Raw genomic sequence first — 13,053 nt, forward strand, 5'->3', positions numbered from 1 at the left:
CAAACAGGGATCCAGAAATGATCACAGGGTCTTGCCATTGTGGCGCGGTGCATTGGGAATTGGACGGAGATATTGGCGCGGTGACGGCGTGCAATTGCACGGCCTGCCGGCGCTATGGCGCGCTGTGGGCTTATGATTATCTGAATGACCGCATTCGTGTCTTCGGCGAGACGCGTAGCTATGTGCGCAAGAATGCCGATGGTGATCTCGGTTTTCACTTCTGCCTGCATTGTGGCGGCATGGCCTATTGGCTGGCGATCATGTCCCCGAACGAAACGCGTCAGCGCATCGCGGTGAATGTGAGGCTGGCGGACGATCCGGAAGCGGTGGCGGCCCAGCCGATTGATCATTTCGACGGGCTGGTGACGTTCAAGGACCGCGCGCCGGATGGACGCTGCGTGCGGGATATGTGGTACTAGGCCTTCGCCTGCACGGCGATGGGGTTAGCTTCCATCAGCCGTAATAGTTTGACCATGTGTGATGTCGCCATTTTGTATTTCAGGAAATGCGGCGTGGTGATGTGATGCTGGTAGGCCGCTTCGTCGGCGTAACATTCGAAAACGCGGATGTTATTGGGGGCGTCCTTCAAAGCCACGGCCTGAAGAAATAGAACACCGGGTTCCAGCTGCAGTGAAGCTTCGACCTCTTCCTTCAGCAGCGCTTTGTATTGCTCGATCTGTGCGGGATCGATTTCGATTTCAGCAATGCGGAACAAGTGTTCAGCCATGGACGGCCTTTCTCACCTTGGCGGCATCTGCTTCGGTGGCGGGATTGTACACGACCATGATGAGATCAGGCCGGCCTTCGACAGCGAAGGCGGAATATTCCAGCTCCAGCTTGCCGAGTTCAGGATGCTGGATCAGCTTTGGCGTTTCTCCATAAGTGACCTGCACATCATTCTCCTGCCAAATCTTGGCGAAGTCAGCGCTTTCGCGCGAGAGTTCATCGATGAAGCCTTCCATCGCCCGCGTGGCGCCGGCACGGGTGACATCGGCGCGAAAGGTGGCCACGACGAAGCGCGCATCACGCGCCCAGTTCGGGTTTTTCTTTTTCATCGCCGGGTTGGTGAACAGCATGCGGATGATGTTGCGCTTATCCGGCGGCATCAGGCCATAATCATGCAGCACCTTGGCGGCCACGGCGTTCCACGCCACGACATCCCATGTGGGCGTGCGCAGGAAGGCGGGGGCTAACGTGAAGGCATCGAGGATGCGCTGCAGGCGCGGGGTGACATGGCCAGTCAGCGTGGCTTGGCGCTCCGGCGGGCGGCCGAGGCCCAGCAGGAAGAGATGTTCGCGCTCAGCCTCGGTGAGCAGAAGGGCGCGGGCAATGCGGTCCAGCACGGTGGGCGAGGGGGCGCCGCCGCGGCCTTGCTCCAGCCAGGTGTACCAGGTGGGGCTGACGCTGGCGCGGCTGGCCACTTCCTCACGGCGAAGGCCGGGCGTGCGGCGGCGGGCCATGTCCATGCCCAAAGCAATGGGATCAATTCGGGTGCGCCGATCTTTCAGGAAAGTGCCAAATGCGTTGCTCATGCTGGTACCCATTATAATAGGATAAAGTTACTACTTTAATAGGATGAAAAGTGGCGCATATTGCACCTCAAGTCAAACAGGAGATTTTCTAATGAAAGTGTTTGTAACGGGTGCCACGGGCTTTGTCGGCGCTGCGGTGGTGGATGAACTGATCCGCAATGGCCACAAGGTGGTCGGGCTTTCGCGCAATCCGGACAAGGGCAGGGCTTTGGCGGCGCAGGGGGCAGAGGTGCTTTCCGGCACGCTGGAAGAACTCGACAAGCTGGCCTCTGCTGCCGTTGCAGCCGATGCCACCATTCATTGCGGCTTCAATCATGACTTCACCCGCTTTGCTGAAAACTGCGCGCAGGAAGGCCGGGTGATCACAGCGATGGCTGGCGCTTACAAGGGCACGGCAAAGCCATTGATCGTGACTTCGGGCGTGGGCGTATTGCCGGGGCAGTTGGTCACTGAGGACATTCCGGTTGATCCGGCCTCGCACAATCCGCGCAAGGTGACGGAGATCACCTCAAATGAAATGATCGCACAGGGCGTTGATGTGCGGGCGGTGCGCCTGCCCATCGTGCATGGTGATGGTGACCATGGCTTCATTGCGATGATGATCAATCTTGCAAAAGAGAAAGGCGCTGTGGCCTATGCCGGTGACGGGCAGAACACCTGGGCCTCGGTGCACCGCTTTGACGCGGCTAAGGCTTACCGGTTGGCACTGGAAAAGGGTGCATCCGGTGCCCGCTATCATCCGGTGGCGGAGCAGGGTGTGACCATCAAGGCGCTGGCCGACATTCTGGCCGAACGACTGAACTTGCCGCAGCAGAGCCTGACTGGCGATGCGATTGCCGCGCATTTCACCTGGTTTGCGCATTTCGCGCAGATGAACATGAAGGCCTCAAGCGCCAAGACGCGAAGCGAACTGGGTTGGGCGCCAAAGGAGATTGGCCTGATCGAAGACCTTAAAACTTCGCAACATTACTTCGCAGGCTGACACCCAGAAGACTGCAATGCAGATGCTCATCCGTCGGCATTGCTCCTCTGCAGAAAATTCAAGCTTCGCCACAATTTGGTGTGATACAGCGAAGCTGCAATGGCCCTTTCGAATAGCCGCATTCTTCCCCTCGTCGTCGCTTCGGCTTTGTTCATGGAAAACATGGACTCGACGATCATTGCGACGTCGCTGCCCGCCATGGCGCGCGATTTGGGAACAAGCCCGGTTTCGCTGAAGCTGGCCTTCACCACCTATCTGATTACGCTGACAGTGTTTTTGCCGATCTCGGCCTGGGTGTCTGACAAGTTTGGCGCCAAGAAAGTGTTCCGCATCGCCATGGTGGTTTTCACCCTGGCTTCGCTGTGCTGCGCCATGGCGCCCTCGCTGGGCTGGCTGGTGGCGGCGCGCGCGGTGCAGGGCCTCGGAGGCGCGATGATGGTGCCTGTCGGCCGCATCATCGTGCTGCGCGGTGTTCCCAAGGCCGAGCTGGTGAATGCCATGGCCTGGCTTACGGTGCCGGCTTTGGTGGGGCCATTGGTGGGCCCGCCGATTGGCGGCTTCATCACCACCTATTTCTCCTGGCACTGGATCTTCTGGATGCATCTGCCGATCGGCATTTTGGGCATCACCATGGCCACATTATTCATGCCGGATTTCCCGCCCGAGAAAGTGGCGGCGCTGGATGTGAAGGGTTTCATCCTGTCGGGGCTGGGCCTTTCGCTCACCGTGTTCGGCATGACCATTATCGGGCGCGGCCTTTTCACTGGGCCGGAAACGGCTCTTCTGGTGATCGCCGGGCTGGGGCTGATTTATGCCTATGTGCGGCACGCCCAGAAGGTGCCGCATCCGATCCTTGATCTCAGCCTGCTCAGCATTGATACGCTACGGGTTTCCATCATGGCCGGATCATTCTACCGGATCGCGGCGGGGGCCATTCCGTTCCTGATGCCACTGCTGCTGCAACTGGCCTTCAACCTCACGCCGTTTCAATCAGGCTTGATCACCTGCATGTCAGCCGCCGGTGCCCTGATGATGAAGTTCCTCGCGGCGCGTGCGTTGAAAGCCTTCGGCTACCGGCAACTGCTGATTTTCAACGGCATCATCTCCTGCGCCTTCATGGCGGCGATGGGGTTGTTCCGTGAAACCACGCCGCTGGCAATCATCTATGCTGTGCTGCTGTTTGGCGGGCTGGCGCGCTCCCTGCAATTCACCTCGCTCAATTCCATTGCCTATGCCGATGTGTCGACGCCGGATATTGCCCGCGCCAACGGGCTTTACACGGTGGCACAACAGCTTTCGCTGGCGCTGGGCGTTGCGGTGGCGGCCATCATTCTGGAAAGCTCGCAATGGCTCCGGGGCGCAGCTGAATTGGGCCAGGCTGATTTCTCCACCGCCTTTATCGTGGTGGCGCTGGGTGGCCTGATTGCCATCCCGGAATTCCTGAAGCTAGCACCTGCCGCGGGTGCCGCGCTTTCGGGACATGCGGTGGTGCCAGCGCCGGTGAAGTCCGCGCCCTGACTTCACGATTGTTTGACTGATCCGGGGTCGCTTGTTACTCGTTTTCACAGCCAGAGACCCCTATCTTGGGACCATCAGAGGAGTTGATAGAGCCATGAATCGGAGAGATGCCTTGAAGAGAACCGGATTTTCCCTGGCCGCCTTGGGCCTGGGTGCTGGCTGGGCGCGTGCGGATGAAAAATTTGAAGTGACCAAGTCAGACGCGGATTGGAAAGCCATGCTGCCGCGCGAGGCCTATGAAACCCTGCGCCACGAAGCCACCGAACGACCCTTCTCGTCGAAGCTGCTGGATGAGCACCGCAAGGGCACTTTCATTTGTGCCGGTTGTGACCTGCCGCTTTATGCGTCTGAAACCAAATTCGACAGCGGCACCGGTTGGCCCAGCTTTTACGACCATCTGCCTGATGCCATCGGCAACAAGGACGACAACAGCCTGTTCACTGAGCGCACCGAAGTGCATTGCCATCGCTGCGGCGGGCATCTCGGCCATGTGTTCGACGATGGCCCGAAGCCCACCGGCCTGCGCTATTGCATGAATGGCGTGGCGATGAAATTCACGCCGGCCTCGGCCTAGTTCCACTTCGTTTCTCCTGGGCGCCCAGGGTCCCCAATTCTCGCGCCCAGAATGAGCCTCCGCCCTTAGCGACAGGGGTGGAGGCTTTTCTTTGCGCGCGGCCGCGTTATGATCTGGCATGGATTTCTCCGCTGCTCAACCACCCCAAACTTTGTCACGCCCTTTGCAAGCCATGTGGTGGCTGAAGAAGGGCGATTTCAAAATGGGTGCTGAATGGGAGCAAGCCCATCAGCTCTGCCAAGAGGATGAGGGTGAGCGCACGCATGACATGGTGCATGCGCTGGCTCATTGGATTGAGGGCGACATGGCCAACCGCGATTATTGGTACCGCCGCATCCAGCCTTGGACACGCGCCAACACCATTCCCCAAGAGTGGAAACAGCTAGAGCAGCATCTCAGCGGCCAGTAGCGCCGGCATAGACGGGTGCGCCCATCTGCTGGGCCACGCCCAGGTCATCGCGGTGGTTCCAGATTTCCACCACCTTGCCGTTCTTGAAACGGAAGATGTTCACGCCGGAATATTCCAGCTTTTTGCCGGTGGCTTTCACATTGGCCCAATCGCCCATCATGGTGCCCGTCGCCGTCCAGCGCAGGCAGACCAGATCATCCTCGGCGATGGCGAGATCGATGCGGTAATGAATATCGGGGAAAGCCTGGCGGAAATCACTGGCCACTTTCTCCTGGCCGGACGGACCGGGTAAAGCCTGCGTGGGGCGCAAATCATGGCGCTGATAGTCTTCAGCGAAAACCTGATGGGCGAAGGCCACATTGCCCTTGTTCCAGACTTCTTCATAGAACGAGAGGATCAGGGCCTTGTTGCTTGCGGCGTCATGTGTGTTGGGCATGAACCACATATAGGCCTGCGCGCCATTGCGGCGGAAGCTTGAAAATTCGTTTCATCGTTCCCCGGTGTCCCGGCGCTGCGCCGGGACGGCCTAATGTGGGCGCTTAAGCGGCGGAGCGTGACTTCATGCGGCGCGTCAGCTCTTCCAGCGAGGGTTTTTCCTCGGCCTTAGGAGTGATCGCTACCGTCTTGGCTTCAGCCTGTTCCTCGCTGGCTTTCAGCCAGGTGGGAAGCGGCTCGCTCTGGATCTGCTCTTCAGCATCAACCATGGCGCAAGCGCGGAACCAGTGTTCTTCGCTCTTGCCGTCAGGGCGGCCTTCCTCTTCCCAGATCTGATAGGCCATTTGGCCTATGCGATCTTCGCGGGACGGCGCTTCGGTGCGTGGGGTTGTTTCCTCAGACATGGTGGACTCCCTTTCTTGGCTGCCCGTGATGGGCGAAGGACGACTCACAATCCCACAATAATACTGGTTGCTTGTGTGGAGCTACTTACAAATGGGTGACAAAATTGTGTTGCCCAACAGCTTAAGGCCCGCATGTGCGGGCCAGTTCCTCTCTGTCTGAAAATTCACGGATGCGATCAGGGCGAGAAGGTCTTGCCAGCGCCCTGCGGCGGCAGCGGCGTGTTCAGCGGATGGCAGCCATCGTCCAGGCGCACGAAGCCGGGATCATTGCGGCCAAAACCCGCAACCTTGCGGGACACATTGCCAGGGCCAGTCTGCGGCCCCGCACCTGCAGCCCGCATGACGTGAATGGATTCTGTGCAGGCCTTGCCGGCGGCTGGTGCTGCCTGAGCGTTGGGCAGCACCAGAATACAGGTGGCAATGATAAGCTGGGCGATGATGACATATGAAATGCGGAACATGATGGATATCCTTGTGCGCGCTCCGGAGAGCGCTGCGGCTTCAACACCGCAAGCATTCAGAAGACCCAAAGTTCCATGCATTCCGTCGCCCAGACTGCATTTGTAATGTTTGGTGTTACCAAAGCAGTTTCTGGCGTTATTTCAGGCCCAAAGCGGCGCGCATTTCCGGCTTGGCGTCATCCACGGCTTTGACGAAATCCGGGGTTTGACGCAAGACATTGGCAATCGCAGCGCCCGCCATCTTGGAGGCTTCGATGTCGGTCAGATAATGCATGCCAGCAATGTAGCGGCTGTAGCCGAAATCATTGGCGCGGGCATACCAGTCGGCCTGCTTTTCGGGGGCGATCTGCGTCAGGGTGAAAGCGTAGATTTCGCCGAGCGTGGTGTGGCCTGACGGATAGGCGCCGCTATCTTTCTTCTTCAGCAGCGGCTGCACAGATTCATCGGCGATGAACGGGCGCGGGCGGCCCCATTCCTTCTTGGCGGGATCAACCACGGCACCTTCGGTGGCGCCGATCCGGTCGAACAAAGCTTGGCTGGCGGGCAGCTTGGTGATGTCGATATTGATGTCCATGCCAGCGAGGAAACGCGTGATGGTTTCTTCATCATCGGCAATCGCCTTGTCAGCACGGTCCTTCGGCACAGAGGTGATGAAGGCCTTGTAGTCAGCGATTTCCTTCTTGGAATATTCCCCGTCTTTGGCGGGCGGGGGCGGCATGATCTTGGTCAGCGGCACTTCGGCATCGGTAACGAAGGGCTTGGCATCTTCAGCATAGGCAGATGCAGCAAAGGCCAGGGTGGAAACAAATGCGAGCGCAAGAGCGCGGCGTGAAAGATTCATGATGGACTCCCTCTTTAGGGAAATCGATTTCGGACTCAGAGATTGCGGTTGCATGACGGCAAGCTGATCGTGCCGGGAATTATTGAAGGGCGCTCAGCCGCGCTCCACAAAGCTATCCAGCACGCGCTTTTCGCCGGCTTTTTCGAAATCCACTGTCAGCTTGTTGCCTTCGATTTCAGTGACGCGGCCATAGCCGAATTTCTGATGGAAGACGCGGTCGCCGAGTGCGTAAGCTGAAGGCGCGTTGCCATCGATCACCAATTCGCCCTCGATGAATTTCGGCGTGTGGCGGGCAGCGGTGCCCGCCTGGCGGTTGGCTTGGGCGCGTTGCCAGCCGGGCGTCTGGTATGAGCCCTGGCCGAAGGCTTGCGCATTGTCGAAGCGGCTGGTGCCGAAGGAACCGAGGCCGTGGCCACCATAGCTCGTCGTCATGGCGGCGACCTCGACGTGTTTTTCCGGCAGTTCATCAATGAAGCGCGAGGGCAGGGACGATTGCCACGAGCCATGCACCTGGCGGTTCTGTGCGAATGAAATGGTGAGATCGCGCTTGGCGCGGGTGATGCCGACATAGGCAAGGCGGCGTTCTTCTTCCAAGCCGCTGCGGCCTTTTTCATCCAGCGAGCGCTGCGAGGGGAACAGGCCTTCTTCCCAACCGGGCAAAAACACTTGTGCAAATTCCAGCCCCTTGGCGGAATGCATGGTCATGATGTTCACGCGGTCTTCATCGCCGCCCTGGTCACGGTCCATCACCAAAGCCACATGCTCCAGAAAGCCCGTGAGGTTTTCAAAGTCGCTCATCGAACGAATGAGTTCCTTCAAGTTATCAAGGCGGCCCTCGGCCTCCGGGCTTTTGTCGGCCTGCCACATTCCGGTATAGCCGGACTCGTCGAGCACGATTTCAGCCAGCTCGGTATGTGGCAGCTGGCTCATCTGGCCGCGCCAGCGGGTGAAACCGTCAATCAACTGGCGCAAGCCCGTGCGCGCCTTGTTCTGCAATTCATTGCTGAGGCTCATCGCATCAGCCGCGGCATAGAGCGGAATGCGGGCGGCGCGGGCGTGATCATAGAGCTTCTTCATCGCGCCATCGCCCAGGCCACGCTTGGGCGTGTTGATGATGCGCTCGAAAGCCAGATCATTATCCGGCGAGGCGACGACCTTGAGATAGGCCAGCGCATCGCGAATTTCGGCGCGCTCATAAAAGCGCGGGCCGCCGATGACACGGTAGGGGATGCCGGCGCGGATGAAGCGGTCTTCAAACAGGCGCATCTGGAACGAGGCACGCACCAGAATGGCCATGTCATTCAGCTTCACTTTTTTCCGCTGCAGGCTTTCGATGTCGTCGCTGATCTGGCGGGCTTCTTCCTCGCCGTCCCAATGGCCGCGCACCACGACTGGGTTTTCGGCTTCCTTGTCAGTGTGCAACGTCTTGCCGAGCCGCGCTTCGTTCTTGGCGATCAGGCCCGAAGCCGCGCCCAGAATATCGGGGGTGGAGCGGTAATTGCGTTCCAGCCGGATGATCTTGGCGCCGGGGAAATCCTTCTCGAAGCGCAGGATGTTATCGACCTCTGCGCCACGCCAGCCATAGATCGACTGGTCATCATCACCCACGCAGCAGATGTTCTTGTGGCCCTGGGCCAGAAGCTTCAGCCACAGATATTGCGCGATGTTGGTGTCCTGATACTCATCCACCAGCATATATTTGAAACGCTGCTGATAGGAGGCCAGCACGTCCGGATGGTTCTGGAAAATGTTGAGGACTTCCAGCAGCAGGTCGCCGAAGTCGGCTGCGTTTACGGTCTTGAGGCGCGCCTGATAATCGGCATAGAGCTTGCCGCCGAGGCCGTTGGCGTATGAGAACGCTTCGCCGGCCGGCACCTTGTCTGGCGTGAGGCCGCGGTTTTTCCAGCTGTCTATCAGATTGGCCAATTGCCGGGCGGGCCAGCGCTTTTCGTCAACATGTTCGGCCACCAGCAATTGCTTGAGCAGGCGCAGCTGGTCGTCATCATCGAGAATGGTGAAGCCGGATTTGAGGCCCGCCAGTTCCGCATGGGCGCGCAGGATTTTGACACCGATGGCGTGAAAAGTGCCCAGCCAGGTCATGCCTTCAACGGCGCCGCCGATCAGATGGCCGATGCGCTCCTTCATTTCGCGCGCCGCCTTGTTGGTGAAGGTGACGGCCAGAATCTGCGACGGCCAGGCGCGCTTGGTGGTGAGCACGTGAGCGAGGCGCGTGGTCAACACGCGCGTCTTGCCGGTGCCGGCACCGGCCAGCACAAGCAGCGGTCCATCAATGCTGAGCACGGCGTCTTTCTGTTCGGGGTTCAGGCCGTCGAGATAAGCGGGTGCAGCTGCTGATCCGCCCATGGCACGCGCCGCCAGCCCGCCGGGTTTCGGCGGGGGCGGGGCATCGTCAAAATCATTCAGGTCAATGGGCATGGACAACTTTTGAAAGGTGCGATTCTCGAAGCACTATATAGGCACTTCGGCGAGAATTTTCAGTCCCAAGCGCCGTTGTGGACTTCGGCAGCCTCATCTTCCAGCAGCGGTCCAATCACCTCCACTTTGCGCTGGCCCGCTTCGAAAACAACTTCGCAGGGCAGGTCCAAAGTCGGGTTTTCGGGGTGGTTGCCGGTGATGGTTTTCAGGCGCTTTTCCGAGAGGCCGTAAACCACGCGCTTGAGGCCCGTCCAGTAGATCGCACCTGCACACATCGCGCAGGGTTCAGCGGAGGAATAAATGGTGCAACCCTTCAGAATTTCTGGCGAATAAGTGACCGAAGCGCGGGTCATCAGCACGCGTTCGGCGTGGCCGGTCATGTCATGGTCGGGCATGAACGCGTTATGCTGCGTCATCAGCACCTTGCCGTCACCATCCACCAGAATAGCGGCGAAGGGGTGGTGCCCGGCGGTGCGGGCGGCTTTCGATTCAGCGATCGCCACTCTCAAAAACGATTGATGATCCGGCTGCATTCCCGTTCCTCCACGCCCTGTTCATAGGGCAGGAGGCGGGGAAGATCAGCAGTAAAGCGAACTGGCCTGCTTTTCCTGGCGGATGGCAAGCTGCCGCTGCAGCTTGCGCCAATAGGCAGCTGTTTCAGTATCGCCCGATTTTTCGCAGAGCAGGGCATGGCGCGCGGCTTCACCGGCGGCATGACGGCCATGAACGAAAACCAGCGCATCGGCGAAATGCGAAAATCCGTTGTTCAGCATGGGTCTCTCCCTTGGGTCGGCTATCTAACGCAGCACTGATTGACCCGGGAGTAGGCCGGAAGTTTTGCTTTATTGTGACAGTTCCGGGGCGGCGGGGATGTTTAATGATTGCGCCGCGCGGGCGAAGCGTTGGTCTGTCGTCAGCAATGGCAGTTTCAGCCGCTTTGCAAGGACCGCATAGGCTGCATCATAAGGTGTCATCATGTCACGCAACGCCCATATCCCAGTCATATCTATGTGGCTCAGGATGTGGCGGTGAATTTTCAGCTTTGAATAAGCGTCAATTACGGCGTCTGCGATTTCAATGGAAATTTCTTTCCGCAGATAGGGCTTTCTTATGGCGTTGACGACTTCGAGATCGAGCAAAGCAGGGGCATGGATTTCAGTGAAACTCGCAATTTTTCGGGCGAGCGCAGCATTGATTTGTGGGCGTAGCAGGATTTCAACAATCGCAGACGCATCCACAACGATCATCGGTCACGGTCTTCCCGTACCAATTCTGCGCCGGACATTGAAGTTTTCGCATCCGGAAGATTGCGCACGGCATCCCAGAATTCTTTCATCCTGATTTGATCGGGAGTGTCCGCAGCGCTTTCCTGCGCGGCAAGGTCATCAAGCACGCGGTTGAGATACTGCGTGACAGAAAGGCCCTTGTCTTCTGCCAATTTGGTCAAAACCTTGTGCGTCTTGGGATTCACGTCCCGGATATGGAATTGCTTGTTCATGCATGCATTGTGCATGCAGATTGCATGCAGTGTCAAATCACTTTTTCGGCGGTGGCAGGCCGATCTTGTGGCCCACTTGATAGGGCAGCGGCACAGCCTTGTGCTGTTCGGCCATCGCATCGATCTTCTGCTGGATGTCGGCGGGCCAGGGGGCGGTGCGGTGGATGTTCATGTCCACATGGCTGATCATCACTTCCAGCACTGAGGCAAGATAGGATGTGTCGCCACGGAACATCTGCTGCACATAATGCACGCGCTTCGCATCCGCGCCGATGATCTGGGTCTCAACGCGCACCTGTTCGCCTTCCTTCAGCTCATTGGCGTACGTTGTGTGGGTTTCAAGTGTGAAGGTGGTGCAATTGGTGCGCTTCACATAGTCGGCGCCGAGGCCAAAGCCTTCGAACATTTCCTCGGCCCCCCGGTCAAACAGCACGGCGTAATAGGCCATGTTCAGGTGGCCGTTATAATCAGTCCACTGGCTTTCGACGGTCTGCAGTGAGCTGATGAAAGGTTTGGCATTTGTCATGGAAAAATCCGTCTCGTGTGATACCGTTGAGTCGATGGATAAAGTCGCACCCGGAGCCAATGTCAATCGCGCCATAGACGCCGTTCGGGCTTTGTTGGGCGACAATCGGGTTTCGACCGCCGCATCAGTGCGCGAACAGCATGGCAAGGACCAGACGTGGAATGTGGGCGCAGCACCCGATGCGGTGGCTTTTGCTCTGAGCACGGATGATGTGCAGGCCATCGTGAAGATTTGCGCCGACGAGAAAGTGCCGGTGATTGCCTATGGCACGGGCACGTCGCTGGAGGGGCATTTCTCCGCTCCCAAGGGCGGAATTTGCATTGATGTCAGTGGGATGAATAACATCCTTGAAGTCAATCCTGAAGATCAGGATTGCCGCGTTCAGGCCGGCGTCACCCGCAAGACGCTCAACACCGCGCTGCGCGACCAAGGCCTGTTCTTCCCGATTGATCCGGGGGCTGATGCCTCGCTGGGTGGCATGGCGGCCACGCGCGCGTCCGGCACCAATGCGGTGCGCTATGGCACGATGCGCGAGAATGTGATGGGCCTCACAGTCGTGATGGCCGATGGCAAGGTGATCCGCACCGGCACAAGGGCGCGCAAATCTTCCGCCGGTTATGACCTCACACGGCTGTTCGTGGGCTCGGAAGGCACGCTGGGCATCATTACCGAAGTGCAGCTCAAGCTCTACGGGATTCCGGAAGGGATCGCTGCTGGCATCTGTTCGTTCCCCTCGGTGGAAGCCTGCTGCCGCACCACGATTGAGACCATTCAGCTGGGCATTCCAGTGGCGCGCATCGAGTTGCTGGATGCGGAACTGGTGAAGGCGCTCAACGCCTATTCGAAACTCGACATGCCGGTCGGACCTACGCTGTTTGTAGAATTCCATGGCACGCCGGCTGGGGTCGCAGAGCAGTCGCAGATGTTTGGCGAGATCGCTCAAGGCAATGGCGGCAGTGCGATCAACTGGGCCACGCAGGAGGAAGACCGTGCTAAGCTGTGGCAGGCGCGGCATGATGCTTTCTGGGCCACCAAATCGCTGATGCCGGGCAAAGAGGCTCTGGCCACTGATGTGTGCGTGCCGATTTCACGGCTGGCGGAATGCGTTGTGGAAACGCAGAAAGATTTGGCTGAACACAACATCTATGGGCCGATTGTGGGCCATGTCGGTGATGGTAATTTCCATGTCACGCTCTATTGCAACCGCGATGATCCTGAAGAATTGAAGCATGTGAAGGGGGCTTATGGCCGGATGATTGACCGCGCTTTGGCGATGGGCGGTACCTGCACGGGCGAGCATGGCATTGGGGCAGGCAAACGCGATTATCTGTTGAAGGAACATGGCGAAGCAGTGGGCGTAATGCGCGCGCTGAAGCTGGCGCTGGACCCGGACAATCTGATGAATCCCGGCAAGAATGCCGGGCCGTGAGATAGTGT

The 13,053-nt window shown here is 58.6% G+C and carries 18 protein-coding genes; 6 read left to right on the forward strand and 12 right to left on the reverse strand.

Annotated features, from left to right (window positions below):
• The first annotated feature begins 17 nt into the window (after window positions 1–17).
• Window positions 18–419, forward strand: coding sequence for a GFA family protein (locus F8B91_RS02155; protein WP_196502076.1), 402 nt, complete (start codon window positions 18–20; stop codon window positions 417–419).
• Here F8B91_RS02155 and F8B91_RS02160 read toward each other — a convergent pair.
• Both F8B91_RS02160 and F8B91_RS02165 read right to left on the reverse strand, forming a co-directional pair.
• Window positions 416–727 carry a putative quinol monooxygenase gene (locus F8B91_RS02160; protein WP_196502077.1) on the reverse strand — a complete coding sequence of 104 codons (312 nt, stop codon included), beginning with the start codon at window positions 725–727 and terminating at the stop codon, window positions 416–418. The two genes, F8B91_RS02155 and F8B91_RS02160, sit on opposite strands and share 4 nt — an antisense overlap.
• On the reverse strand, window positions 720–1,532 hold the full coding sequence (locus F8B91_RS02165; RefSeq protein WP_246714938.1) for a helix-turn-helix transcriptional regulator: 813 nt from the start codon (window positions 1,530–1,532) through the stop codon (window positions 720–722). The genes F8B91_RS02160 and F8B91_RS02165 overlap by 8 nt, the downstream gene beginning before the upstream one ends.
• Before the next feature lie 91 nt (window positions 1,533–1,623).
• On the opposite strand from F8B91_RS02165, the gene F8B91_RS02170 reads away from it, so the two are divergent.
• The 4 genes from F8B91_RS02170 to F8B91_RS02185 all read left to right on the forward strand — a co-directional run bounded on the left by F8B91_RS02170 (window position 1,624) and on the right by F8B91_RS02185 (window position 5,015).
• The gene (locus F8B91_RS02170; RefSeq protein ID WP_196502079.1) at window positions 1,624–2,514 is read left to right on the forward strand and encodes an SDR family oxidoreductase; all 891 of its coding nucleotides are present in this window, start codon (window positions 1,624–1,626) and stop codon (window positions 2,512–2,514) included.
• A 99-nt stretch (window positions 2,515–2,613) separates the two neighbouring features.
• Complete coding sequence (locus F8B91_RS02175) at window positions 2,614–4,032, forward strand: MFS transporter (RefSeq protein ID WP_196502080.1); 1,419 nt, start codon at window positions 2,614–2,616, stop codon at window positions 4,030–4,032.
• A 94-nt stretch (window positions 4,033–4,126) separates the two neighbouring features.
• Window positions 4,127–4,606 carry a peptide-methionine (R)-S-oxide reductase MsrB gene (gene msrB, locus F8B91_RS02180; protein ID WP_196502081.1) on the forward strand — a complete coding sequence of 160 codons (480 nt, stop codon included), beginning with the start codon at window positions 4,127–4,129 and terminating at the stop codon, window positions 4,604–4,606.
• Between the two features lie 118 nt (window positions 4,607–4,724).
• Window positions 4,725–5,015, forward strand: coding sequence for a hypothetical protein (locus F8B91_RS02185; RefSeq protein ID WP_196502082.1), 291 nt, complete (start codon window positions 4,725–4,727; stop codon window positions 5,013–5,015).
• Here F8B91_RS02185 and F8B91_RS02190 read toward each other — a convergent pair.
• From F8B91_RS02190 to F8B91_RS02235, 10 genes are all read right to left on the reverse strand, one after another.
• Window positions 5,002–5,451, reverse strand: a complete 450-nt coding sequence (locus F8B91_RS02190; RefSeq protein ID WP_196502083.1) for an ester cyclase — start codon at window positions 5,449–5,451, stop codon at window positions 5,002–5,004. The genes F8B91_RS02185 and F8B91_RS02190 overlap by 14 nt on opposite strands.
• Before the next feature lie 103 nt (window positions 5,452–5,554).
• Window positions 5,555–5,854, reverse strand: a complete 300-nt coding sequence (locus F8B91_RS02195; protein WP_196502084.1) for a DUF2934 domain-containing protein — start codon at window positions 5,852–5,854, stop codon at window positions 5,555–5,557.
• 176 nt (window positions 5,855–6,030) lie between these two features.
• Entirely contained in the window at window positions 6,031–6,315 is a 285-nt protein-coding gene (locus tag F8B91_RS02200; protein ID WP_196502085.1) for a hypothetical protein, read from the reverse strand.
• Between the two features lie 136 nt (window positions 6,316–6,451).
• On the reverse strand, window positions 6,452–7,156 hold the full coding sequence (locus F8B91_RS02205; protein ID WP_196502086.1) for a phosphatase PAP2 family protein: 705 nt from the start codon (window positions 7,154–7,156) through the stop codon (window positions 6,452–6,454).
• Window positions 7,157–7,249: 93 nt separating this feature from the next.
• Window positions 7,250–9,592 carry an ATP-dependent helicase gene (locus tag F8B91_RS02210; protein ID WP_196502087.1) on the reverse strand — a complete coding sequence of 781 codons (2,343 nt, stop codon included), beginning with the start codon at window positions 9,590–9,592 and terminating at the stop codon, window positions 7,250–7,252.
• Window positions 9,593–9,651: 59 nt separating this feature from the next.
• Entirely contained in the window at window positions 9,652–10,125 is a 474-nt protein-coding gene (locus F8B91_RS02215; protein ID WP_196502088.1) for a nucleoside deaminase, read from the reverse strand.
• 45 nt (window positions 10,126–10,170) lie between these two features.
• Entirely contained in the window at window positions 10,171–10,365 is a 195-nt protein-coding gene (locus F8B91_RS02220) for a hypothetical protein (RefSeq protein ID WP_196502089.1), read from the reverse strand.
• A 69-nt stretch (window positions 10,366–10,434) separates the two neighbouring features.
• Window positions 10,435–10,839, reverse strand: coding sequence for a type II toxin-antitoxin system VapC family toxin (locus F8B91_RS02225; RefSeq protein ID WP_196502090.1), 405 nt, complete (start codon window positions 10,837–10,839; stop codon window positions 10,435–10,437).
• Window positions 10,836–11,090 carry a hypothetical protein gene (locus F8B91_RS02230; RefSeq protein WP_196502091.1) on the reverse strand — a complete coding sequence of 85 codons (255 nt, stop codon included), beginning with the start codon at window positions 11,088–11,090 and terminating at the stop codon, window positions 10,836–10,838. Before F8B91_RS02230 ends, F8B91_RS02225 begins: the two co-directional genes overlap by 4 nt.
• A gap of 37 nt (window positions 11,091–11,127) precedes the next feature.
• Entirely contained in the window at window positions 11,128–11,616 is a 489-nt protein-coding gene (locus tag F8B91_RS02235; RefSeq protein WP_196502092.1) for a thioesterase family protein, read from the reverse strand.
• Between F8B91_RS02235 and F8B91_RS02240 the strand changes: the two genes are divergently transcribed.
• On the forward strand, window positions 11,615–13,045 hold the full coding sequence (locus F8B91_RS02240; RefSeq protein WP_196502093.1) for an FAD-binding oxidoreductase: 1,431 nt from the start codon (window positions 11,615–11,617) through the stop codon (window positions 13,043–13,045). The genes F8B91_RS02235 and F8B91_RS02240 overlap by 2 nt on opposite strands.
• Window positions 13,046–13,053 lie beyond the last annotated feature (8 nt).

Source organism: Aestuariivirga litoralis, assembly GCF_015714715.1.
Taxonomy (GTDB): Bacteria; Pseudomonadota; Alphaproteobacteria; order Rhizobiales; family Aestuariivirgaceae; genus Aestuariivirga; species Aestuariivirga litoralis_A.

Bases quoted from the DNA above. Each gene is read 5' to 3' on its own strand.
- F8B91_RS02165 (WP_246714938.1), bottom strand. From the start codon at position 1,532: ATGAGCAACGCATTTGGCACTTTCCTGAAAGATCGGCGCACCCGAATT.
- F8B91_RS02225 (WP_196502090.1), bottom strand. From the start codon at position 10,839: ATGATCGTTGTGGATGCGTCTGCGATTGTTGAAATCCTGCTACGCCCA.
- F8B91_RS02160 (WP_196502077.1), bottom strand. From the start codon at position 727: ATGGCTGAACACTTGTTCCGCATTGCTGAAATCGAAATCGATCCCGCA.
- F8B91_RS02170 (WP_196502079.1), top strand. From the start codon at position 1,624: ATGAAAGTGTTTGTAACGGGTGCCACGGGCTTTGTCGGCGCTGCGGTG.
- F8B91_RS02210 (WP_196502087.1), bottom strand. From the start codon at position 9,592: ATGCCCATTGACCTGAATGATTTTGACGATGCCCCGCCCCCGCCGAAA.
- F8B91_RS02205 (WP_196502086.1), bottom strand. From the start codon at position 7,156: ATGAATCTTTCACGCCGCGCTCTTGCGCTCGCATTTGTTTCCACCCTG.
- F8B91_RS02190 (WP_196502083.1), bottom strand. From the start codon at position 5,451: ATGCCCAACACACATGACGCCGCAAGCAACAAGGCCCTGATCCTCTCG.
- F8B91_RS02215 (WP_196502088.1), bottom strand. From the start codon at position 10,125: ATGCAGCCGGATCATCAATCGTTTTTGAGAGTGGCGATCGCTGAATCG.
- F8B91_RS02235 (WP_196502092.1), bottom strand. From the start codon at position 11,616: ATGACAAATGCCAAACCTTTCATCAGCTCACTGCAGACCGTCGAAAGC.
- F8B91_RS02240 (WP_196502093.1), top strand. From the start codon at position 11,615: ATGGAAAAATCCGTCTCGTGTGATACCGTTGAGTCGATGGATAAAGTC.
- F8B91_RS02185 (WP_196502082.1), top strand. From the start codon at position 4,725: ATGGATTTCTCCGCTGCTCAACCACCCCAAACTTTGTCACGCCCTTTG.
- F8B91_RS02155 (WP_196502076.1), top strand. From the start codon at position 18: ATGATCACAGGGTCTTGCCATTGTGGCGCGGTGCATTGGGAATTGGAC.
- F8B91_RS02220 (WP_196502089.1), bottom strand. From the start codon at position 10,365: ATGCTGAACAACGGATTTTCGCATTTCGCCGATGCGCTGGTTTTCGTT.
- F8B91_RS02230 (WP_196502091.1), bottom strand. From the start codon at position 11,090: ATGAACAAGCAATTCCATATCCGGGACGTGAATCCCAAGACGCACAAG.
- F8B91_RS02175 (WP_196502080.1), top strand. From the start codon at position 2,614: ATGGCCCTTTCGAATAGCCGCATTCTTCCCCTCGTCGTCGCTTCGGCT.
- msrB (WP_196502081.1), top strand. From the start codon at position 4,127: ATGAATCGGAGAGATGCCTTGAAGAGAACCGGATTTTCCCTGGCCGCC.
- F8B91_RS02195 (WP_196502084.1), bottom strand. From the start codon at position 5,854: ATGTCTGAGGAAACAACCCCACGCACCGAAGCGCCGTCCCGCGAAGAT.
- F8B91_RS02200 (WP_196502085.1), bottom strand. From the start codon at position 6,315: ATGTTCCGCATTTCATATGTCATCATCGCCCAGCTTATCATTGCCACC.